Raw genomic sequence first — 21,898 nt, 5'->3', positions numbered from 1 at the left:
TTATAATAACTATTACTATCAATTATGTCTTTAACAATGCATCAACTTTTAATAGACTTTTCTAATAAAGCAGTAGCTATAATTGCTGTGTTATGTTGTGTTGGCCTTACCTCATTACAGGCTCAAATAGATAGAAATACTGGTGGTATTCTTATTAAGGCTGAAGAAAATAAAGAAGCAGAAAACAGTAGCTTAAGAAGCAAAACTTCTCCAAGTTTATCTAAAACCAATAATGGCTTTACGGTGTTACCTAAGTCTGAAAGTTCTATCTCTAAAGATGACTCTAAGAAAATGGTAGATATGACACCTCAGAAATCAAAATTTATAGACCAACGTTACGATATACAACCAAAATGGTCTGAAGAAAACTTTCCTGTTGAAGAGGTTTTTACTGGTGATAGAAATTTAGGTACTATTAAAACCACCTCTAAGTATGTTGAAGTGTTTTTTAGAGATTACGGTAATGTAGATGGAGATATTATACAAGTTTACCTTAACAAAGAACTTGTTGAAGGTAATATAACATTATCTGGAGGTTATAAAGTCATGCTAATAGACATTAAACCTGGTATAAGTATTTTAGATTTTAAGGCCGTAAGTATGGGCCTGTTTGCACCAAATACAGCAGAGCTAAAAGTTATAGACTCTAATGGCCATGTTGTAATGGATAGGTATTGGTCTCTAGCCACTGGTAATAAGGCAACTATTCAATTAGTGCGATAAAAAAAAAGAAGAGGATTAATCCTCTTCTTCTTCATCTGTTTCTTCGTCTTCTATATCCAATTCATCTTTGCCTGGTTTTTGTTCTAGTTCTACAATAGGTTCAGATAAATCACCATCATCATAATCATCAACATCATAACCTGCCATAGAGTTTTCTAGTTTTGTACTAACCTTAACAAGGTAGATAGAGTCTTCTGTTCTCACCTCGACAGCTTCAATCTTCTCATTTTTAGCATTTCTAAACGAGATTATTTGATCATCATCATATCCGTCAGGGTATTTTTCAACAAGCATTCCCAAAATTTCTGGGGTAAGTTTTTTATAGTCAACAATGACACGTTTCATAGCAAAGGGTTTTATTAAAGTCTTAAGTTTAAATGTATAAAATCTTTTTATAATCCAAAATTAGGGACTATAAGTTTTTATAGTAATTAAATGCTTCGAGTAATCTTTCGTTAGATATTTGGCAGTCTAAAACAGCCTCTCCAAAGCCCTTCAAAAGTATAAAGTTTATTTTACCGTGCGTATTTTTTTTATCAAATTTTAATAATTCAATAATATGCTGATAATCTTCATGGTTAAGAGAAATTTTTCCATAAATACTCAATAAAGTATTACAAATTTCTTCTTTTTCTTGGCTAGGAAACTCATATTCTGCTTCAGAAAGGTGCAATGCAAGTATCATTCCTGCAGCAACTGCTTCGCCGTGTAATACAGCGTCTTTTGTATCGTGTTCTAATAAATAAGATTCTATAGCATGACCTAGCGTATGGCCAAAGTTTAATGTCTTCCTTAATCCTTTTTCTTTAGGGTCTTTGGTTACAACATTATTTTTTATCTGTACAGACTCATAAATAATAGCATCATAAGACTCTAAGGTGAGATTCTTTAAATCTGAACATTTGTCCCAATACGATTTACTAGTAATTAATCCATGCTTTAAAATTTCGGCATGACCACTTCGCATTTGTTTTCCAGGCAGTGTTTTAAGATAATTTGTATCTACAATAACCATTTCAGAATGTGATATTACGCCAATCTGATTTTTAAGCACTCCTAAATCTACGCCTGTTTTTCCACCAACAGAGGCATCAACCATTGCTAATAAAGATGTAGGTATATTTATATAAGGTATGCCTCTTTTAAAAGTTGAAGCGACAAAACCACCAAGATCTGTTACAACGCCACCACCAAGATTAAGAATAATACTTTTTCGATCTGCATTCAACTCAGATAGAGCATTCCAAACACCTACACAGGTATCAATTGTTTTAAAACTTTCGCCTGGTTCAATCTCAATTGTTTCAATAACAATTTCTGTTTCTAGTTTAGCTAAGAAAATAGGTAAACAATCTTGTAGGGTATTAGAGTCTACAAGAACAAAAATTTTAGAAGGTTTTTCCTCTTTCAAATAACTGTTTAACGCTGTATAACCTTCATTTTCAAAGTACACAATGCTATTGCCAGAAGCTATGGGATCAAATTTCATAAGTTAATTTCAAATTTTAATTCGAAAGTATAACAAACAATTAAAAGTAGTGCTGCAATACCTATATTTGTGCGTCAAAAAAATAGAAATGATTACAACAAAAATATTTAACAATACCAAGAGGGCATTCAGTTTAAAGACAGATGGAGAGTTAAACCGTGCTATTTTCATGTTTAAATCTATTGGCAGTCCTGTTATGGTTAAAGTAGGTACATTTTTAACTAATGTATCTTTAAATTTAAGGTTACCTGTTGAAGGGTTAATAAAGAAAACAGTATTTAATCAGTTTTGTGGTGGTGTAACCGAGGAAGATTGCTTACCTAATATTCGAAAGATATATACAAAGAAGCTACACGGTATATTAGACTACTCTGTAGAAGGTAAAGAAACCGATGAAGAGTTTGATGCTGCTACGCAACGTAAAATAAACATTATAAAGTTTATAGCAGATAAACCAGAAATGCCATTTGCAGTATTTAAACCAACTGGTGTAGGTGCTTTTGATATTTGGGCAAAAGTGACTAACAAGGAAACCTTAACAGCAGAGGAAGAAGAATCTTGGAATAAAATTAAAGATCGTGTTAAACGTCTTTGTAAAACTGCATACGATCTAGATGTATGTGTTTTAGTTGATGCTGAAGAATCTTGGATGCAAGATGCTGCAGATGATTTGATAGAGGAAATGATGGCGCTTTATAACAAAGAGAAAGTTATTATTTTTAATACCATACAATGTTACCGTTGGGATAGATTGCAGTATATAAAAGACTTGCACGAAAGAGGCCAAGCTAAAGGTTTTAAAATTGGAGCCAAGATAGTAAGAGGTGCATATATGGAAAAAGAGAATGCAAGAGCATCTAAAATGGGCTATCCTACACCAATTTGTGAAGATAAAGAAGCTACAGACGTTAATTTTAATGCCGTAATGGCTTACATAATGAATCACTTAGAAGATTTCGAATTATTTATAGGTACTCACAACGAAGTGTCTTCATACTTGGCAATGCAGCTAACACAAGATAGAGATTTAGCTAAAGACGATGGTCGTATTTGGTTTGCTCAACTTTACGGTATGAGTGATCATATTAGTTTTAACCTAGCGGCTAATGGCTATAACTCTGCCAAATTAATACCATTTGGTCCTGTAAGAGATGTTGTGCCATATCTTATACGTCGTGCTCAAGAAAACACATCTGTAAAAGGACAAACAGGAAGAGAACTTGCCTTATTATTAGAAGAAAAAGACAGACGAAAAGGAAAACATAAAAAGACTATTCATTAAATAGAAATTATAGTTTGAATACTTATAGCATTGCAAAGCGCTTACAGTTAAATATCTGTAAGCGTTTTTTTATGTTTTATATCCAAAATACCAGTTTTCTAAAAAAAATCTTAAACCCATTAAAAAGCTCACAAATTACTCCCAAAAATCTTAAAATGACGTTAAATGTTACATCAAAATATTAGTGTAAATAATTGATAAACAATTAGTTATAATGAAACGGGTTGAATTTCATTCACATATCGTTAGCAACAAGTACGCAACCATCTCGTTATCTTTACATCTTAAATAAAAGCAATGTTTAATAACAAAAACCAAAAAATGAAAAATTTAAAAACAATCCTTTTAGGATCTTTAGTAATAGGTTCTCTTGCTGCTTGTAGCAGTGATGATGATAACGGTGGAGATTCTACGCCTCCAACTGCAGATTCTAGAACAGAACTTTACGCTTCTAATAACAATAACGGTAACATTACAGTATTCGATTTAGAAGATGGTACTAGTAAAACACTTTTAACTGCTTCTTTAGCAGCAGAAGGTATTTATTATGATGCAGATGCAGATGCAGTAACACAAGCATCTCGTTCTAACCTTACATTAGATAGCTATGCAGATGCATCAATTTCTAACGATGGTATTACTTTAACTGCTAGCTTATCTAGTGAAGCTGTATTAGAAAACCCAAGAGCAATTGCTGTAAGTGGTGATTTCTATGTAGTAGCAGACTCAGAAGATGTAGATGGTGATGAAGCTACTGCAGATGGTCGTTACTTTATTTTCCAAAGAACAGATTCTGGTTTCACATTAAGAAACACAGTAACTGTTGACTTTAAAGTATGGGAAATTGCATTTGTAGGAGCAGATTTATATGCTGTTGTAGATGCAACTAATGAAGTAGCATTATTCTCTAACTTCTTATCAACTCACACTACAGATGTTTCAATTTCTGCAGACAAGAGAGTTGCTTTTGAAGGTATTGTAAGAACTCACGGTATGGCTTATGATGGTACTACTATGATCTTAACAGATATTGGTGCAGCTTCTGGTGATGGTGCAGATACAGATGGTGGTTTCCACGTAGTATCTAACTTTACATCTAAGTTTAGTGCTGCTGCAGATGGTGGTATGGTTGCTGTTACTGATCAAGTAAGAGTTGCTGGTGAATCTACATTATTAGGTAACCCAATATCTGCTGAGTATGATGCAGAGTCTAACACAGTATTTATTGCAGAGATTGCAAATGGTGGAGGTAGAGTTGTTTCTTTCGTAGGAACAGACTTCGAAGCTGGTGGAGATGTAGCTCCTGCAACAAACGTTGCATTATCTAGTGCTTCTTCTGTATACTTCTACAAGAACTAAGGTATAGTTTAAGTAGATAAAGCAAAAGCTTTAAATTAAAAAGCCCTCGATATAATCGAGGGCTTTTTATATATATAATTATAAGTGTTATTACTTGTTTAGCTTATTTGCAATTGCCTTAGGAAGTGCATCTTTATGTACAGTAACAGAAATAGCTTTTAATTTAAAATAAGCTTTACTCATATAAATATATCCTCCATTAGCGTTACGGTTAGCATCTGTTCCCCAAGAGTTTTTTACTTTATAATATGTATTACCCTTTTGGTCTTTTATGGTACCCACAATATGCATTAAGTGATCATCTGTAGTGTTGTAATTTTCAAACTCCTGTTGTCTGTAATCTTGTGTAATTTGTTTTTCAGGTTTAATTTCACTTAAAATAGCTTTACTGTCGCTATCATTACTTGGGATAACTGCAACACCATGTTTAGAAGAAAATGTTTGCTCGCTTACATCCACATCTAACTCAACAGAAAAACCATTTTTTAAAGCATTATCTGTAACTTCAACCAACTCATCTAAAGGAACGTTATAAAAGCTACCATTAGAAAAATTATCAGGAATATTTAATATAAATGTAGAATAAAACGGCGCTTGTTTAAAAGAAGTTACAGTAATATAATCTTTTGGAGAAATACCTGTCATCTCTAAAAAACTCATTGGCGTAAATGTAGTACCATCATATTCAAATTCATTTACAGTAGCTCCCAAATATGCATCTAGAACACTACTTACAGCCATTTTCCACTTTGGAGACAGTTCTTTAGCAGGATTCTCAATATAACGGTTTAACATAGCGGTTAAAATAGCAACCATCTCAGTATGGTTATGGTCTGTTTGGTTAGTATCTAAACCATCGTATACAGATTGTGGTACTAATCCATATTTAGATACAGAGTGCAATACATCGTGAGCTAATCCACCTTGACTAAATTGTGCTTTGCCTTGACGCATGATATAATTTTCTGCCTTCTCAGGATAAATTTGTCGTACTGTATACATTTCAGATAAATCGATAGGTTTACCTTTTAATCTTATAATTTCAGATTCTAAAAAAGAAGAAGTGGAAAAACTCCAGCAGGTTCCGGTACGACCTTGGCTTATTACAGGCGTACAGGCAATGTTAATGTCTTCTGAAAATTGATAATTCTGTGCTTGTAAAGCTACACTGCTAAAAAACAGGAAAAAGATGATGACTCTCATAATAATAGTTGGTTTTTAAAACTGAAAAGTAATGAAATTTGATTCAACATTCTAAATCCAATTTCAATTGATTATTTTTGAAGCCTCAAACCAAAGACTATGACTCCTAATTGGAAATCCGTAAAAGAATATACAGACATTACCTATAAAAAAAGTGATGGCGTTGCACGTATTGCATTTAATAGACCAGATGTAAGAAATGCATTTAGACCTCATACAACATCAGAGCTTTTAGATGCATTTCACGATGCTCAAGAAGATACAAGCATTGGTGTAGTTTTATTATCTGCAGAAGGACCTTCTTCTAAAGATGGTGTGTATAGTTTTTGTAGTGGTGGAGACCAAAAGGCAAGAGGACACCAAGGTTATGTTGGCCAAGATGGCTACCATAGATTAAATATCCTAGAAGTACAGCGCCTTATTAGGTTTATGCCAAAAGCAGTTATTTGTGTTGTTCCTGGTTGGGCTGTTGGTGGTGGTCATAGTTTACATGTAGTTTGTGATATGACTTTAGCAAGTAAAGAACACGCCATATTTAAACAAACAGATGCAGATGTTACTAGCTTTGATGGTGGCTATGGTTCTGCTTACTTAGCAAAAATGGTAGGACAGAAAAAAGCTAGAGAAATTTTCTTTTTAGGAAGAAACTACTCTGCACAAGAAGCTTTTGAAATGGGAATGGTTAATGCCGTTGTTCCACATGCAGATTTAGAGCAAACAGCTTTTGAATGGGCGCAAGAAGTGCTTGCAAAAAGTCCTACATCTATAAAAATGCTAAAATTTGCTATGAATCTTACAGATGATGGTATGGTAGGACAGCAAGTTTTTGCAGGAGAAGCTACTCGTTTAGCATATATGACAGATGAAGCTAAAGAAGGAAGAGATGCATTTCTCGAAAAACGTAAACCTAACTTTGATAAGAAATGGTTGCCTTAGGAGTGAGCCTTCTGTTTTCTTTTGTTTAAAATTATACGTAATCCAAAAACTATAATTACAGAAATGCAAGCGGTTGTGCCTAAAGCACCACCAAAACCTTCAAAAAAATAACTTGTATTTAAGTAAATAGCAGAAAATACAAGACCACCTAAACCTACGAGATAGTGTTTAGAAATTATTTCTTTTGAAACCATACCTACAAAGGAAGCTCCAAAAAATACAAGTTGTATTTGCAATGCTAAGTCTTCTTTAAATATATCATCAAAAAGAAGACACAATAGTGCTACTATAAAAGATAAGCCAGCAGAAGCTTTTATGGCTCCTAATTTTAAGGTGTTACTAGCTATAAAAGTTGAGAGAGCTGCAATTGTTCCCGTTAATAATAGTATTATTTCAAACATTAATAAACTAGGTTTGTGAGGTATATAAATAATGTAGCAAAAGCAACACCACCAAATGCAATTGTGCCAAGCTTTCCACCAAAACCATTTAAAAAGGGCTTGGCAATAATATAAACCAACCCGCCAAGTGCTCCTGCAAATGCAATGAATAAATAACCATTTGCAACTAAAGTAGACGTCATTCCTATAAATGTACCACAATACAATGCTGCAGGTGCCTCTTTAAATAATTTATGTTTCGGGATAAAAGCGCCTAAAAGTCCTAATGCACTTGCAACAAATACCGTATTGAGACTGGTTTCTACGCTAAGAGCAAAAGTGGCCAATGCGCCAAGTAATACAAATACAACATTTAATGCATCAGAAAATGTATAGGTAACCTTTTTTATTGGTGTGTGTTTATAAGTATATGTAATAAGAAATAGGGCTATAATTAAGGCAATTAAATGATAGTTACTTTGAGATCTTTCTGCCAAGACCGCTACAATAAATGCGTAATGTAATCCTTTAAATATATAAAGTGTAAATCTCAATATAATAGTTAGTTATAGTTGTTTACTTAAATGTATTAATTAATTGATTCTTCGCCAGTAACCTCACCGCTATTTCCAACATTTTCAACTCTGGATTTTGCTAAGTAGACGCCATCTTCTAAGTCGCAAATATAACGAACCAAATCTTCTCTAAGGCTGCAATGTAAATCCCAAGTAGAAGAGGCATCTTTTGCACTACAAAGGGCTCTTATAGTAATAGTTTTGTCACTCATATCTGTAACTTGAACAACTGGTGGATGATCTTGGTCCCAATCTTCATGGTCCTCCAATAATTCCTTGAACTTACTTCTAAGTTTAGAAACATCTGTTCTATAATCAGCTTGTAAATAAATAGGCCTTATTTGATGTGAGCTTGTCATAGACCAGTTTTCAAATGTATTTGAAATTACATATTTAAGCGGCACTACCAATCTTCGTAAATCCCAAGTTCTTACTACCATAAATGTAAACTTTATGTCTTCTACGTAGCCCCAATCATCTTCAATAATTACAGTATCACCAACTCTAACAGGTTTTGTAAATGCTATTTGTAATCCAGCAATAATATTACCTAACGTACTTTGTGCCGCAACACCAATAATTACTGTTGCTACACCTGCAGATGCTAATAAGGAGATACCTAACTTTTCTAAAGATCTAAATTGTGAGAGTATGATGTAACCGCCAATTATAATTACTAAGAAAGTAATTAATCGCCTAGCTACAGAAATGTAGGTAAGTAATTTTCTAGACTCTTCATTTTCTTCTTCAGAGACATCACCAACTTTTCTATCTGCTACATACAGCATTAAGTAATCTATAAATTGCATTATAAACCAAGTGATAGATCCTACAACTACAATTAAGAGACTTGTATATATAACAGTTGCCAATGCGCCAGAGAAGGAGATAAGCTTATTTAAGGTTATATAGAAAAATAAAACCGCTATGGTGATAGCTACTGGCTTTGCAAGCTTATCTGAAATGCTTTTAATCCAATATCTTTTTGAGTTTTTACAAATCTTGCAAACTAGAAAATATATAAATCTTGCTAAAAAATATGCGATTACAATAAGTAGGATAGTACCAACAACTTTCCAAACAGGGACATTTAAAAATTGTACACGAGCCCAATTGGGCATCATAAGATCTAACTCTCTAGGGCCATATTGAGCGTACATATTCTCAATATTATCTGTCGTATTAGCAGATATTAACCAAAAAGCTCCATAATTTTTATACCTAACACGCTGCAATCGTAATACAATATCACGGCCTTTATAATCTACTTCTCCAAATACCAAACTACGTCTTGGTGCTCCTGCAACCGCACTGTTTGTAGTCGTGCTAATGTCTATTTGGCCATCTGGTCTGTCTGATAAATTATCCCAATCTATATTTACTCTTTGGTTTATTACAAAGTATAATTTTTCAGCTAAGATTGCTGCATCTTCTTTTGTAAGTGATTTTGGAAATAAATTAAAATTAAGTGCATAAATGGCTTTATCAAATTCCTTGTTTCTGCAGCTAACTATAAAATGCTCTAAGGTAGCCTGTGGCGTCTGTAAATTATATTCACTAGGAGATAAGCCTATTTGTTCATTTAAACGATCTACAATGTAATAGGCTTCATTAAAATCTCCAATAGGATTGCTTTGATAATTAGCATCATCTTCAAAAAGAGATTCTTTTTTAGGTGGTTGGTCATCTTTCTGTTCCTCCTTTTGTTCTTGAGACCAAGTAATTTGTCCCAGAAAAAAGGCACCCAAAACAATAAATATATAAGTTAAACGTGTAGTTTTTAAATGCATTTTAGGTTGGTTAGGCAATTAATTATGTGACCTAAAGTTAACCATAAAAAAAAGACCTGCATAAGGCAGGTCTTTAAATAATACGTGTTAGCTCTATTTTGGAAACTGAGTTGGGTTGCTTTCGTGCATAATTTCATAAACAGCATCAAAAATATCTTCGGTTGATGGTTTTGAGAAATAATCACCATCTGTACCGTAAGCAGGTCTATGTGCTTTTGCAGTAAGAGTTTTTGGTTTGCTGTCTAAATACCTCCAAGCGTTTTGCTCTTCTAAAATGTGTTGTAATATATATGCTGAAGCTCCACCAGGAACATCTTCATCTATTACTAGAAGTCTGTTTGTATTTTTCACACTTTCAACAATATCATGATTAATATCAAATGGAAGTAGTGATTGTGTATCTATGATTTCAGCATCTATACCAACTTCTTGTAGCTCTTTGGCTGCTTGCTGTACAAGTCTTAAGGTAGACCCGTAAGATACTAAAGTTATGTCTTTACCTTCTTTAACAGTTTCAACCACACCAATAGGTGTTCTAAACTCACCTAGGTTAGTAGGCATTTTTTCTTTTAAACGGTAACCATTAAGGCATTCTACAATTAATGCAGGCTCATCTGCCTCTAAAAGCGTGTTGTAAAAACCAGCCGCTTTAGTCATGTTTCTCGGAACAAGTATATGTATACCTCTTAAAGTATGTAATAATGCTCCCATTGGTGAGCCACTATGCCATATACCTTCTAAACGGTGACCACGTGTTCTTATGATTAAAGGTGCTTTTTGTTTTCCAACAGTTCTGTATTGTAACGTAGCCAAATCATCACTCATGATTTGTAATGCATATAAGACGTAATCTAAATATTGGATTTCTGCAATTGGACGCAATCCTCTTAGCGCCATACCTATACCTTGACCTAAAATAGTTGCTTCTCTAATACCAGTATCTGCAACTCTTAGTTCACCATATTTTTCCTGCATTCCTTCAAGACCTTGGTTTACATCACCAATTTCTCCGGTATCTTCTCCAAATATTAATGTTTCTGGATGATTAGAAAATATATGGTCGAAGTTATCTCTCAGTATTAAACGTGCATCAACATCTTCTGAATTATCGTCATATGTTGGCTTTATCTCATTAACACCTGTGACATTCCATTCGCTTTCACTTACTAAGTGACTGCTGTAGTTTGGTTGAACCTTTTCAATATAAGATGTAAGCCAATTTTCTAGTGTAGATTTAGCTTCAGATGATTCTCCAAATGTATAGCGTAAAGCTTTCCTAGAATAAGATACCAAATCTTTCTTAAGTGGTTCTTTTTTAGAGGCTAGCTCTTCATATAATGCGTTGATGAATGTTTTGTTAGAGCTGGATTCAGCAAGATTTTTTAATAAAGGCAACACCTCTTGGTGTGGTGCTTTTGAAATGTTGGTAAAATCTGACCAAGCGGCCTTTTTACCATCTCTTACTTGCTTTTTAATATCCTTTTCTATCTCAGACAATTGTTCTTCTGTGGCAATGTTGTTAGTAATCATCCATTGGCGCATCTGTACATTACAATCGTATTCTTTTTCCCAAGCTAAACGATCTTCACTCTTATAGCGCTCATGAGATCCAGAAGTAGAATGTCCTTGTGGCTGTGTAAGTTGGTTTACGTGAATTAAAACAGGCACATGCTTTTCTCTGGCAAGCGCACTAGCTTTTTGGTAAGTATCTACCAATGCTGCATAATCCCAACCTTTTACAACCATTATTTCAAAACCTTTGTGCTCGTCATCTCTTTGAAAGCCGCTAAGGATAGTTGATATATTTTCTTTTGTTGTTTGGTGTCTTGCGTGAACAGAAATACCGTATTCATCATCCCAAACACTCATAACCATAGGTACCTGTAAGACACCTGCGGCATTAATAGTTTCCCAGAATAAACCTTCACTAGTACTTGCGTTACCTATAGTTCCCCAAGCAATTTCATTTCCTTTATCAGAAAATTTTTCTGCATCTATACCATCTACGTGTCTGTAAATTTTAGAAGCTTGTGCCAAACCTAAAAGTCTTGGCATTTGTCCAGCAGTAGGAGAGATGTCTGCACTGCTGTTTTTTTGTTGCATTAAGTTTTTCCAAGAACCATCTTTGTTTAAACTGTGAGTTGCAAAGTGACCACCCATTTGGCGTCCTGCACTCATTGGCTCTTTTTCTAAATCTGTGTTAGCATATAGGCCTGCAAAAAACTGTTGTATGTTTAATGCGCCAATTGCCATCATAAAGGTTTGGTCTCTATAGTAACCACTTCTAAAGTCTCCATTTTTAAAGGCTTTAGCCAATGCTAACTGTGGTACCTCTTTACCATCTCCAAAAATTCCGAATTTAGCTTTACCTGTAAGTACCTCGCGACGTCCTAGTAAACTGCACTCTCTACTGGTTACGGCAAGCTTGTAATCATTTAAAACTTCTGTCTTAAAATCTTCAAAAGAAATATCTTTAGCTGTGGAAGGCGATTTTTGCATAATTATGATTCAAAATTTATCATGCAAAGGTAATGGAAATGCATCTGAAAACCAATACAGCAATATGCTAAATAACTAACAATTCAATAATTAAAAGTCATATTTCTAATGAAATTTGCAATAAAAAAATGCAATTGAGATGTTCAATTGCATTTTGTTTAATTTGAAACTAATAAAAGTGATGAATTACTCGATATAATTATCATTTTTTGAAGCTGGTTTAGTGTCTTGCTCCTCGCCAAGTTTTGGTTTGTTTAAAGCAGGACTGTCTACACCGTAAAACTTAAGGATATCTGATGGTGTTTTTACCAAAAGAAAAGACGACCCATTCATAGCTACTGGATACTCAAATACCTGAGGACAGTTATTTAAAATATCTATCCAATCGTGTTCATCAAAATCTCCATCTTTAATTACATCTTTTGCACTAGGATGGTCTTTTGAAATTAATCCGTCTATAGTAGTACCAACACCTTGGGATAATTCTGCCCATTGTGTACCGGTAAGTTTAGTTTCGTTAATATTTATAAGTTGAATTTTCTTATCTGAAGCTTCTAGGTAGCCAAGAGCTTGCTTGGCTATACTAGAGTCTTCTGAATAATAGAAATTCATTTGTTTATTATCTTGTGCTATCACGCCCATTATATTTTTAAGGATTAGTTAGTATCGTAACTATTAATACGTTTTCATAGAAGCTTTTCGCTTCTCTAATTGCGTTTTTAATTGTTCGGCAACTTCTGCAACAGCGTGTTCAAAATTACTATTACTAGATTCTGCAAATAGTCTAGGACCAGGTGCACTTAATCTAATTTCTGCAATCATACCTGTATCTGGCTCAGATGTGTTTTCCTTTTTAAAGAAAACATCTGCCTTTACTATAAAATCGTATCTATTAGCTAATTTATTTATTTTTTCTGTCGTAAATGCTTCTAAACGCTCACTAGCGCTTACGTGCACATAATTAAAGTTAATCTCCATAATATATTTTTATACTAAGATACAAGACAAGCTTAGGCATAGCAAATATTACAGCCTATTTGGGTTTTTTTTAAGATGTGGTTAAAGTTTTTTTAAATGTAACTAAGCTTAATTAGAGTCATCTATTACATCACTTGCTTGAGGATTCTTAATTAAAACCGAAGCTAAAATACCACCGGCAAGAGCCACTACTATTACAGCTAATGAAAGCCATTCAGGTATTTCAATATGATGAACAAAAATCATTTTTAAGCCTACAAAGGTTAGTATAACTACTAAACTGTAGTTAATATATCTGAACTTTTCGAGCATTCTGGAAATTAAAAAATACATAGAACGTAAACCTAATATTGCAAAGATATTAGAAGAGAATACAATAAATGGATCTTCTGTAATGGCAAGGATTGCAGGAATACTGTCCAATGCAAATAGTATGTCTGTGAGTTCTATTACTAAAAGAGCCATAAATAGAGGAGTGGCTGCTTTAATACCCATACGGCGAATAAAAAACTTATCGCCATCTGTAGCAGTAGTGATAGGGTACACTTTTTTTATAGTCTTAAAAATCCAAGATTGCTTTGGGTTAAAGTGACTGTCGTCACTCTTTAGCATTTTAAATGCTGTATAAAGTAAGAAGGCACCAAATACATAAATTATCCAATCAAACTTAGTAATAAGCGCGATCCCAAAGAAAATCATTAATGCTCTAAAAACAATTGCACCTAAAATTCCCCAAAACAAGACCTTATGCTGGTATAATTGCGGAATATTAAAAGATGAAAATATTACAGCAATCACAAAAACATTATCAATACTTAAAGAAAGCTCTATAAGGTAGCCGGTAATGTATTTAAGTACGGCATTATCTGCTGTGAGATTTGTTGGATTCTCTACAATACCTTGTGAAAACAACCACCAAATTACGCCACTAAACGCAAGAGCAAAAGAAACCCAGATAGCAGTAAATATTGACGCTTCTTTAGTCTTTATTATATGTGCCTTTTTGTTAAATACGCCAAGATCTAATGCAAGACAAATAAGTATAAATACGATAAATATAATCCAGACTGTAAGCATAGTTCTTGAGTGGTTTTAAAAAGCAAATTTCGATAATTCAGGATTAATTATCTATGGTTTGCCTTGTTATCTCACTATTTATTTTAATTAAAATTTTAAGGGTTGTACACTATATTTTTAAAACCATAAATTTTAATTATCTATACACTCGCTTATATTGTTAACATAAATTTGGCAAATAATTCTTATTAAAAATAAATATTCTTTAATTATTTGATAAAAATATTCTAAAAATTCAATTTTTGGTATTTTAATAGAGAATTATAGTATAGTTTTATCCTGTATTATTAAAATCACCTCTTTTATTTAAAAGTTTTAGAATAACTAATTATTTTTTAGGGTATAAGTTTTAAGTTTAGTTTTTCCACTTAATTAGTTATAAATAAAGACCTCTTCCTCACCGAAGAGGTTTTTTATTTTTAATTGTCTTCTTAAAAAGTATCTTTGACCTAAACTATACAATAAATACACTAACTAAAATGGAAGGTCTTTTTACACTCGATAATTTTATCACTTTAGGTATGCTAACTCTCTTGCAAATGGTTTTAGGGTTAGATAACTTACTTTATATATCCATGGAAAGCGGTCAAGCACCACCTAGTGAACAAAAGCGAGTGCGTTTATTAGGAATAGGAATAGCTATAGTTTTACGCATTGTATTGCTCTTTGTCTTGGTAAGTTTAATCGATTTGTTTCAAGATCCTGTTTTTGGTTTTCATTTAGAAGATATAGTTGGTGGTGAGTTTAATATTCACAGCCTTATTGTTTTAGCAGGTGGTGTTTTCATAATTTATACTTCAGTAAAAGAAATCTGGCATATGATGTCTTTTAAAGAGCACAATGAAGATCAGCATAATTCAAAACAAAAAAGTGTTACAAGAATTATTATCTCAATCATTATAATGAACCTTGTATTCTCATTCGATTCAATTTTAAGTGCCATTGCATTAACCGATGTCTTTTGGGTAATGGCTGTAGCAATTGTAATTGGTGGTGTTATGATGATTTGGTTAGCAGGAAAAGTAACTGCCTTCTTGAAGAAGAACCGTATGTATGAAGTATTGGGACTATTTATATTATTTATAGTAGGAATTATGCTAATGAGCGAAGGTGGCCATTTAGCACATATGGAGTTTTTTGGAAGTGAAATTACTCCAATGAGTAAAGGAACATTCTACTTTGTTATCATAACATTGGTTATTATAGATATAGTACAAGGCCGTTATCAGAAGAAAATTTCTGGAGGTCTTAACTAAATCCTAAATGCTAAACAACGCCAGTTTTTTTTAATTTTTTTAACGTGAGTCATTTTAACTAAAGTCTATATTTGTGTAATGGCCAGTGAAAAATTAAGACAACACGTTAATAAGGTAATTGATCTTACAGAAAGTGAGATGACAGAGTTTTTAAGCTTGTTTACTGAAGAGAAAGTTTCTAAGAAACACTTTTTAATTCAACCTGGCGATGTTGTAAATTCAGAGTTCTATGTTCTAAAAGGCTGTTTGAAAGCATACTATCTAGATTCTCACGGCGAAAAACACATTATTCAATTTGCTATTGAAGATTGGTGGATTAGTGATTTTGAAGCCTTCTTTAACAATGAACCAGCTAAACTCTATGTTGAAGCAATTGAAGACTCTGTAGTTTTAAAGTTAGATAAAGCCATACTTGAAACTCTATATATCCGTATTCCAAAATTTGAACGATTCTTCAGAATTAAAACAGCAGGAGCATTTGTGTCTCTTAGAAAACGTGTCTTATCAACATTAGAGAAATCTGCAACAGAACGCTATATAGATTTTTGTAAATCTTATCCTAGAATTGAAAGTCGTGTAGCAAACTACCATATAGCAAACTATCTTGGTATAAAACCAGAAAGCTTAAGCCGTATTAGGAAACAGCTAGAAATAGCCTCTTAACTATCTTTAACAGCTTACGCTAACGTACGTCAAGCATTTCAAGCTGTTCTTCATTGTATATTTGGGTAAAACCAAAAAAATTACAATGAAAGATCAACCTATATTACAACCACATAAAATTGGCGACTTGTCGTTACCTAATCGTGCAATAATGGCACCTATGACACGTAGTCGCGCTGTAAACGATGAAAATGCACCTACAGACTTGCACGTAGAATATTACACACAACGTGCTACAGCAGGACTCATAATTACAGAAGGTGCGCAAGTATCTAAACAAGCAGTTGGTTACATACATACTGCAGGAATACACTCTAAAGCACAAGTAGAAGGCTGGAAAAAAGTAACAAAAAGTGTACACGATGCTGGCGGACGTATTTTTATACAATTATGGCATGTAGGCCGTATGAGTCATCCAGATTTTCATGATGGCGATTTGCCAGTAGCACCATCAGCCATAAATCCACACGCACAATCTTATACTCCAGAAGGTTTTAAAGATACTGTAACCCCAAAGGCAATGACACTTGAGGAAATAAAAATTACAGTAAATGATTTTAAGCAAGCAGCAAAAAATGCAGTTGAAGCAGGTTTTGATGGCGTAGAGATACATTCTTCAAACGGATATCTATTTCATCAATTCTTCAGTAGCTTCAGTAATAAAAGAGACGACCAATACGGCGGAAGCATAGAAAACAGAGCGCGTTTCTTTTTTGAAGTTTTAGATGCTGTAAAACAGGTAATTCCGCAGAATAGGATTGGAGCTCGATTTAATCCATCATTACACGGTACATTTGGAATGGAAGTCGTTGAAGATACCATCCCAACATTCGACTATGTGATTGAAAGATTAGAAAAAGAATACGATTTATCCTACATACATTTATCTGAGCCTTTTACAGATGTCTCAGATGTTGATTATGCAGAAGAGCATATAGCAAAGCGATACCGTCCTAAATATTCAGGGACACTAATGATAAATACTGGGTTTACAAAAGATACCGCTAATAAAGTAATAGAAAATGGTGATGCAGACCTTGTTGCTTTTGGAAAACTATATATATCGAATCCAGACTTAGTAGGTCGATTTAAAGAAAATATACCAACTGCAGAATGGGATGCTAATACCTTTTATTCACAAGGTCCTGAAGGCTATATAGATTATGAAGCCAAAACTAGAGACCTTATACCAACAAGCTAAAACTTAATAAGACTTAGCTTTTTAATTAACCAAAAAAAAAGAAAAAATGATACTAGAAAAAGAAATAGAGATAATAAATAGAGAAAGAGAAAATGGTTTTAACACTATTAATCCTCATACAGGTAAAGTAATTGAAGAATATACTTATATGAGTGATGAAGATGTTACAAATGCTGTAAAGAAATGCCATGAAGCATTTACAGAGTGGAAATCTAAATCTTTTGAAGAACGTGGTAAAGTACTTAAATCTATAGGTAAACTTTTAAAAGAGCGTAAAGAGGAATATGCCAAGCTTATGACTCAAGAAATGGGTAAAGTTTATAAGCAAGGTTTGCAAGAAGTAGAGCTTTGTGCAGGAATTTGTGATTATACTGCAAATACTGGAGCAGACGTACTTAAAGATATAGAGCGTGAATTACCTGAAGGAGGAAAAGGAGTAATTACTCATTCTCCTATTGGTATTGTATATGGTATACAGCCTTGGAATTTTCCTTGTTATCAAGCAGTAAGATATAGTATATCTAACTTAATGGCAGGTAACGGAGTATTGCTAAAGCACGCAGAAAATGTTACAGGTTCTGCTAAATTCTTACAGAATGTATATGAGGATGCTGGCTTGCCAAAACATTTATTCACTGTTTTAGTAATGAACCACGAACAGTCTGATAAGGTTATAGAAAACGACCTTGTGAGAGGAGTTACTATGACTGGTAGTGCAGAAGGAGGTAAAGTAGTTGCTCAAAAAGCAAGTGCTGCATTAAAGAAAACAGTAATGGAGCTTGGTAGTAATGATGCTTACTTAGTTTTAGATGATGCAGATGTAGAGTTAGCTGCTAAAACAAGTGTAGAAGGACGTATTTATAATAATGGAGAAACTTGTGTTGCTGCAAAACGTTTTGTGGTAGTAGATGCCGTTTATGATAAGTTTAAAGAAGCATTTGTTAAGGGAATGAAGGATATTAAACATGGTAATCCTATGGATGAAGATTCAGACATCGGCCCAATGGCACGTGAAGATTTACGTAATAAAATACACACACAGCTTAAAGAAAGTGTTGCTAAAGGAGCAAAAATTCTTGTAGGTGGAGAACTTCCTCAAGGCGACGGGTTTTATTATCCAGCAACAATTCTTGAAAATGTGAAACCAGGACAGCCAGCTTATGATGATGAGCTTTTCGGTCCTGTTGCGTCATTAATTAGAGCTAAAGATAATGAAGATGCTATGCGTATTGCCAATGATAGTAGATTTGGTCTTGGTGGTGGTATCTTCTCTAAAGATGAAGACAAAGCCTTTGCGCTTGCCAAAAATCATTTTGATACTGGTATGGTGTTTATCAATTCATTTGGATTAGCACAACCTAACATGCCATTCGGAGGCGTTAAAAACTCAGGATATGGTAGAGAACATGGTGGCTTTGGTATGAAAGAGTTTGTAAATGAAAAGGCTATTATGAGCTTAAACAGCTAGTATAATCTTTAATATAAATTTTATAAATCCAAGTGTAACAGCTTGGATTTATAGTTTTAATAATAATGATGAAAAACACACCTAAACTTCTCATTTTTGATGTAAATGAAACACTTCTAGACCTTTCTTTAATGGAAAGAGCTATGAATAATGCATTTGGAAACGAAGCCGCATTCCAAATTTGGTTTCATAAACTATTAATGTATTCTTTTGCTGAAACAATACAAGAAACCTATAACGATTTTGGTGCTATCGGTAAAGCAGTATTAAAAATGGTTGAAGCTCATTTTAACGTTCATATATCTGAAGCTGAAACTAAAACAATATTAAACCATATCCTTAATTTAAAACCTCACGCAGATGTTGTAGAAGCATTGCAGGCGTTAAAAACTAAAGGATTTATGTTGGTAGCATTAACCAATGGTAGTAAAGATGCTTTGGAACAACAAATTGAAAACGCAGAGCTCTCTGCATATTTTAATGCTTTATTTAGTGTTAGTGCTGTAAAAGTTTATAAACCACACGCCAACACATATAAATATGTTTTAGACTCTTTAAATGTTTCCGTAGAACAAGCAATGTTAGTAGCTGCACACGGTTGGGATATTATTGGTGCACAACAAGCAGGATTACAAACGGCTTTTATTGAAAGAGAAAAAAAATCTATTTATCCATTAGGTAAAAAGCCTACATTAAGTTGCAGGTCATTAAAAGAATTGGTGAAACAGCTCTCTTAGGAAATATATTTCCAAATGGTTTTGTCTTTGCCTAATAACTTATAAATTTTCCGATAAATAGCATTACTGTCGTCACTTAAGCTAGGATCTTCTTTTAAGATTGCATAGGCATAACTTCTTGCTAGTTTTAAAATATTATTATCCTTAACTATATCTGCTATCTTAAGGTTTAAAACACCACTTTGTTGCGTACCCATCATATCGCCAGGACCGCGAAGTTTTAAATCTACTTCGGCTATTTCAAAACCATCGTTAGTACGCGTCATAGTTTCTAGGCGAGTTTTACTATCATCACTAAGTTTATGACCGGTCATAAGAATACAAAAACTCTGTTCTGCACCACGACCAACACGACCGCGCAATTGGTGTAGTTGGGATAACCCAAAACGCTCAGCACTTTCAATTATCATAACAGATGCATTAGGAACGTTAACACCAACTTCAATAACCGTGGTTGCAACCATTATATGTGTTTTACCTTCTACAAAGCGTTGCATTTCATAATCTTTATCTGCAGGCTTCATTTGGCCGTGAACAATAGAAACCTGATACTCTGGCAGAGGAAAATCTCTCACAATACTTTCATAACCATCCATTAAATCTTTGTAATCCAATACTTCACTTTCCTGTATTAATGGATATACAACATAAACCTGTCTGCCTTTTTCAATTTCATCACGTATAAACCTAAAGACACGTAGTCTATGGCTATCAAACCTATGTACAGTTTTAATGGCTTTTCGTCCAGGTGGCAACTCATCGATTACACTTATGTCTAAATCGCCATACACGCTCATAGCTAGAGTACGTGGTATTGGAGTAGCTGTCATCACTAAAATATGTGGTGGTATGGTATTCTTACGCCATAATTTAGAACGTTGTGCCACTCCAAATCTATGCTGTTCATCAATAATAGCTAATCCTAAATTTTTAAACTGCACCTTGTCTTCTAAAACTGCATGGGTGCCAATTAGTAAATTAAGTGTGCCGTCTTCAAGAGCTTCATGAATTAAGGTGCGAGCACTCTTTTTAACTGAGCCTGTTAGCAAATTAACTTTAATATCTAAGTGAGCCACAAGGTCTTTTATACCTTGATAATGTTGTTGCGCTAAAATCTCAGTAGGTGCCATAAGAACCGCCTGAAAATTGTTATCGATAGCTAACAAAACACACATTAGGGCTACAATGGTCTTTCCCGAACCCACATCACCTTGTAATAGTCTATTCATTTGGGCGCTACTGCCTAAATCATTTCTAATTTCTTTAATTACGCGCTTTTGGGCATTGGTTAACTCAAATGGTAAGTGATTCTCGTAAAAGTCGTTAAAAACCTCACCAACTTGATCAAATGGAAAGCCTTTTAAGCGTTGCTTACGTTGTAAGTTCTTAGAAAGCATTTGTAGCTGTATATAAAATAGCTCTTCAAATTTTAGCCTAAATTGTGCCTTGGCTAGTAATTCTGAATTTTTAGGAAAGTGTATGTTTCGTAACGCTTGAGTTTTGCTAATTAATTTTAGTTCCTCTCTTAAAGGTGCGGCAAGTGTTTCCTCATAAGTTGCTCCAGTTTGTATAAAAACCTGTTGCATCATTTTGCCCATAAACCGTTGGGTAATGCCTTTATTGGTTAGCTTTTCAGTAGATGAATAAACAGGTTGCATAGCTATCTTAACCTCTTCTTTATGAGTTGCATAAGGTTCCATTTCTGGATGAGGCATAGAAAACGTTCCGTTGTAATGGTTTACTTTTCCGTAAATTACATATGCTGTGTTTAATTTAAGGTTTTCCTTAATCCATTTATGACCTCTAAACCAGACCAATTCCATTTTACCGGTATCATCTATAAAATCTGCCACTAAACGTTTTCCGCGTTTTTGCTCTACAGTTTTTATGTGTGTAATCTTCCCTATAACTTGAACGTCTGCAGAATTGCGTTGCAGCTCATTTATCTTATAATACTTAGTCTTATCTATATATCTAAACGGAAAGAAATTAAGCAAATCTTGAAAGGTGTGTATGTCTAATTCTGTGCGGAGTAAATCTGCACGATTGGTACCAACACCTTTTAAATAATCTATGGGAGTTTGTAGAAGACTGCTCATTGCCGCTAAATTACAGAATTAAGTGTAATTGAGATTTGATTTGCTAGATTTGTAGTATACAATTTCTGTAATTTATTATTTAAAAAATCGTTTTAAAGGTAAAGTTTGAAACCCTTTTTTTTTTGAGGTAATATTAATTAAGAAATAAATTAAAATATTAATCTCCTGTTGGAGGTTCTCCGT

At 33.8% G+C, this 21,898-nt stretch carries 20 protein-coding genes; 9 read left to right on the top strand and 11 right to left on the bottom strand.

The window, feature by feature from the left end; translation table 11 throughout:
* The first annotated feature begins 36 nt into the window (after positions 1 to 36).
* A complete protein-coding gene (locus CA2559_RS13605) occupies positions 37 to 723 on the top strand; it encodes a hypothetical protein (RefSeq protein WP_148232806.1) in 687 nt (228 codons plus the stop codon).
* A gap of 15 nt (positions 724 to 738) precedes the next feature.
* Here CA2559_RS13605 and CA2559_RS10450 read toward each other — a convergent pair whose 3' ends face one another.
* Complete coding sequence (locus tag CA2559_RS10450; protein ID WP_013187855.1) at positions 739 to 1,068, bottom strand: hypothetical protein; 330 nt, start codon at positions 1,066 to 1,068, stop codon at positions 739 to 741.
* Between the two features lie 67 nt (positions 1,069 to 1,135).
* Positions 1,136 to 2,212, bottom strand: a complete 1,077-nt coding sequence (gene aroB / locus CA2559_RS10445; RefSeq protein ID WP_013187854.1) for a 3-dehydroquinate synthase — start codon at positions 2,210 to 2,212, stop codon at positions 1,136 to 1,138.
* A gap of 88 nt (positions 2,213 to 2,300) precedes the next feature.
* On the opposite strand from aroB, the gene CA2559_RS10440 reads away from it, so the two are divergent.
* Both CA2559_RS10440 and CA2559_RS10435 read left to right on the top strand, forming a co-directional pair.
* Entirely contained in the window at positions 2,301 to 3,494 is a 1,194-nt protein-coding gene (locus CA2559_RS10440) for a proline dehydrogenase family protein (protein ID WP_013187853.1), read from the top strand.
* A 321-nt stretch (positions 3,495 to 3,815) separates the two neighbouring features.
* Positions 3,816 to 4,853: a hypothetical protein gene (locus CA2559_RS10435; RefSeq protein WP_041241197.1), complete on the top strand. Its 1,038-nt coding sequence runs from the start codon at positions 3,816 to 3,818 to the stop codon at positions 4,851 to 4,853.
* Between the two features lie 90 nt (positions 4,854 to 4,943).
* On the opposite strand, the gene CA2559_RS10430 is transcribed toward CA2559_RS10435, so the two are convergent.
* Entirely contained in the window at positions 4,944 to 6,056 is a 1,113-nt protein-coding gene (locus CA2559_RS10430) for a C1 family peptidase (RefSeq protein ID WP_013187851.1), read from the bottom strand.
* 99 nt (positions 6,057 to 6,155) lie between these two features.
* Between CA2559_RS10430 and CA2559_RS10425 the strand changes: the two genes are divergently transcribed.
* Entirely contained in the window at positions 6,156 to 6,992 is an 837-nt protein-coding gene (locus CA2559_RS10425) for a 1,4-dihydroxy-2-naphthoyl-CoA synthase (protein ID WP_013187850.1), read from the top strand.
* Here CA2559_RS10425 and CA2559_RS10420 read toward each other — a convergent pair.
* The 7 genes from CA2559_RS10420 to CA2559_RS10390 all read right to left on the bottom strand — a co-directional run bounded on the left by CA2559_RS10420 (position 6,989) and on the right by CA2559_RS10390 (position 14,291).
* Positions 6,989 to 7,393, bottom strand: a complete 405-nt coding sequence (locus CA2559_RS10420; protein WP_013187849.1) for a hypothetical protein — start codon at positions 7,391 to 7,393, stop codon at positions 6,989 to 6,991. The two genes, CA2559_RS10425 and CA2559_RS10420, sit on opposite strands and share 4 nt — an antisense overlap.
* Positions 7,393 to 7,926: a hypothetical protein gene (locus tag CA2559_RS10415; protein ID WP_013187848.1), complete on the bottom strand. Its 534-nt coding sequence runs from the start codon at positions 7,924 to 7,926 to the stop codon at positions 7,393 to 7,395. Before CA2559_RS10415 ends, CA2559_RS10420 begins: the two co-directional genes overlap by 1 nt.
* A gap of 35 nt (positions 7,927 to 7,961) precedes the next feature.
* Positions 7,962 to 9,737 carry a mechanosensitive ion channel family protein gene (locus CA2559_RS10410; protein ID WP_013187847.1) on the bottom strand — a complete coding sequence of 592 codons (1,776 nt, stop codon included), beginning with the start codon at positions 9,735 to 9,737 and terminating at the stop codon, positions 7,962 to 7,964.
* Positions 9,738 to 9,830: 93 nt separating this feature from the next.
* A complete protein-coding gene (locus CA2559_RS10405; RefSeq protein ID WP_013187846.1) occupies positions 9,831 to 12,236 on the bottom strand; it encodes an alpha-ketoacid dehydrogenase subunit alpha/beta in 2,406 nt (801 codons plus the stop codon).
* 186 nt (positions 12,237 to 12,422) lie between these two features.
* Complete coding sequence (locus CA2559_RS10400; protein WP_148232805.1) at positions 12,423 to 12,848, bottom strand: arsenate reductase family protein; 426 nt, start codon at positions 12,846 to 12,848, stop codon at positions 12,423 to 12,425.
* Positions 12,849 to 12,911: 63 nt separating this feature from the next.
* Positions 12,912 to 13,214, bottom strand: coding sequence for a ribosome hibernation-promoting factor, HPF/YfiA family (gene hpf, locus CA2559_RS10395; RefSeq protein WP_013187844.1), 303 nt, complete (start codon positions 13,212 to 13,214; stop codon positions 12,912 to 12,914).
* A 108-nt stretch (positions 13,215 to 13,322) separates the two neighbouring features.
* On the bottom strand, positions 13,323 to 14,291 hold the full coding sequence (locus CA2559_RS10390) for a TerC family protein (RefSeq protein ID WP_013187843.1): 969 nt from the start codon (positions 14,289 to 14,291) through the stop codon (positions 13,323 to 13,325).
* 479 nt (positions 14,292 to 14,770) lie between these two features.
* Here CA2559_RS10390 and CA2559_RS10385 point away from each other — a divergent pair, with 479 nt between their 5' ends.
* The 5 genes from CA2559_RS10385 to CA2559_RS10365 all read left to right on the top strand — a co-directional run bounded on the left by CA2559_RS10385 (position 14,771) and on the right by CA2559_RS10365 (position 19,616).
* Positions 14,771 to 15,547 carry a TerC family protein gene (locus tag CA2559_RS10385; RefSeq protein WP_013187842.1) on the top strand — a complete coding sequence of 259 codons (777 nt, stop codon included), beginning with the start codon at positions 14,771 to 14,773 and terminating at the stop codon, positions 15,545 to 15,547.
* A 78-nt stretch (positions 15,548 to 15,625) separates the two neighbouring features.
* Complete coding sequence (locus CA2559_RS10380) at positions 15,626 to 16,210, top strand: Crp/Fnr family transcriptional regulator (protein WP_013187841.1); 585 nt, start codon at positions 15,626 to 15,628, stop codon at positions 16,208 to 16,210.
* Between the two features lie 85 nt (positions 16,211 to 16,295).
* On the top strand, positions 16,296 to 17,411 hold the full coding sequence (locus tag CA2559_RS10375; RefSeq protein ID WP_041240992.1) for an alkene reductase: 1,116 nt from the start codon (positions 16,296 to 16,298) through the stop codon (positions 17,409 to 17,411).
* Positions 17,412 to 17,457: 46 nt separating this feature from the next.
* Positions 17,458 to 18,879, top strand: coding sequence for an NAD-dependent succinate-semialdehyde dehydrogenase (locus CA2559_RS10370; RefSeq protein ID WP_013187839.1), 1,422 nt, complete (start codon positions 17,458 to 17,460; stop codon positions 18,877 to 18,879).
* 65 nt (positions 18,880 to 18,944) lie between these two features.
* The gene (locus tag CA2559_RS10365; protein ID WP_238524708.1) at positions 18,945 to 19,616 is read left to right on the top strand and encodes a haloacid dehalogenase type II; all 672 of its coding nucleotides are present in this window, start codon (positions 18,945 to 18,947) and stop codon (positions 19,614 to 19,616) included.
* On the opposite strand, the gene recG is transcribed toward CA2559_RS10365, so the two are convergent.
* A complete protein-coding gene (gene recG, locus CA2559_RS10360) occupies positions 19,613 to 21,715 on the bottom strand; it encodes an ATP-dependent DNA helicase RecG (protein WP_013187837.1) in 2,103 nt (700 codons plus the stop codon). The genes CA2559_RS10365 and recG overlap by 4 nt on opposite strands.
* Between the last annotated feature and the right edge of the window lie 183 nt (positions 21,716 to 21,898).

This window comes from Croceibacter atlanticus HTCC2559, assembly GCF_000196315.1.
Taxonomy (GTDB): domain Bacteria; phylum Bacteroidota; class Bacteroidia; order Flavobacteriales; family Flavobacteriaceae; genus Croceibacter; species Croceibacter atlanticus.
The sequence above is the reverse complement of the archived record's forward strand: the minus strand, read 5'-3'. Positions and strand labels throughout refer to the sequence as shown.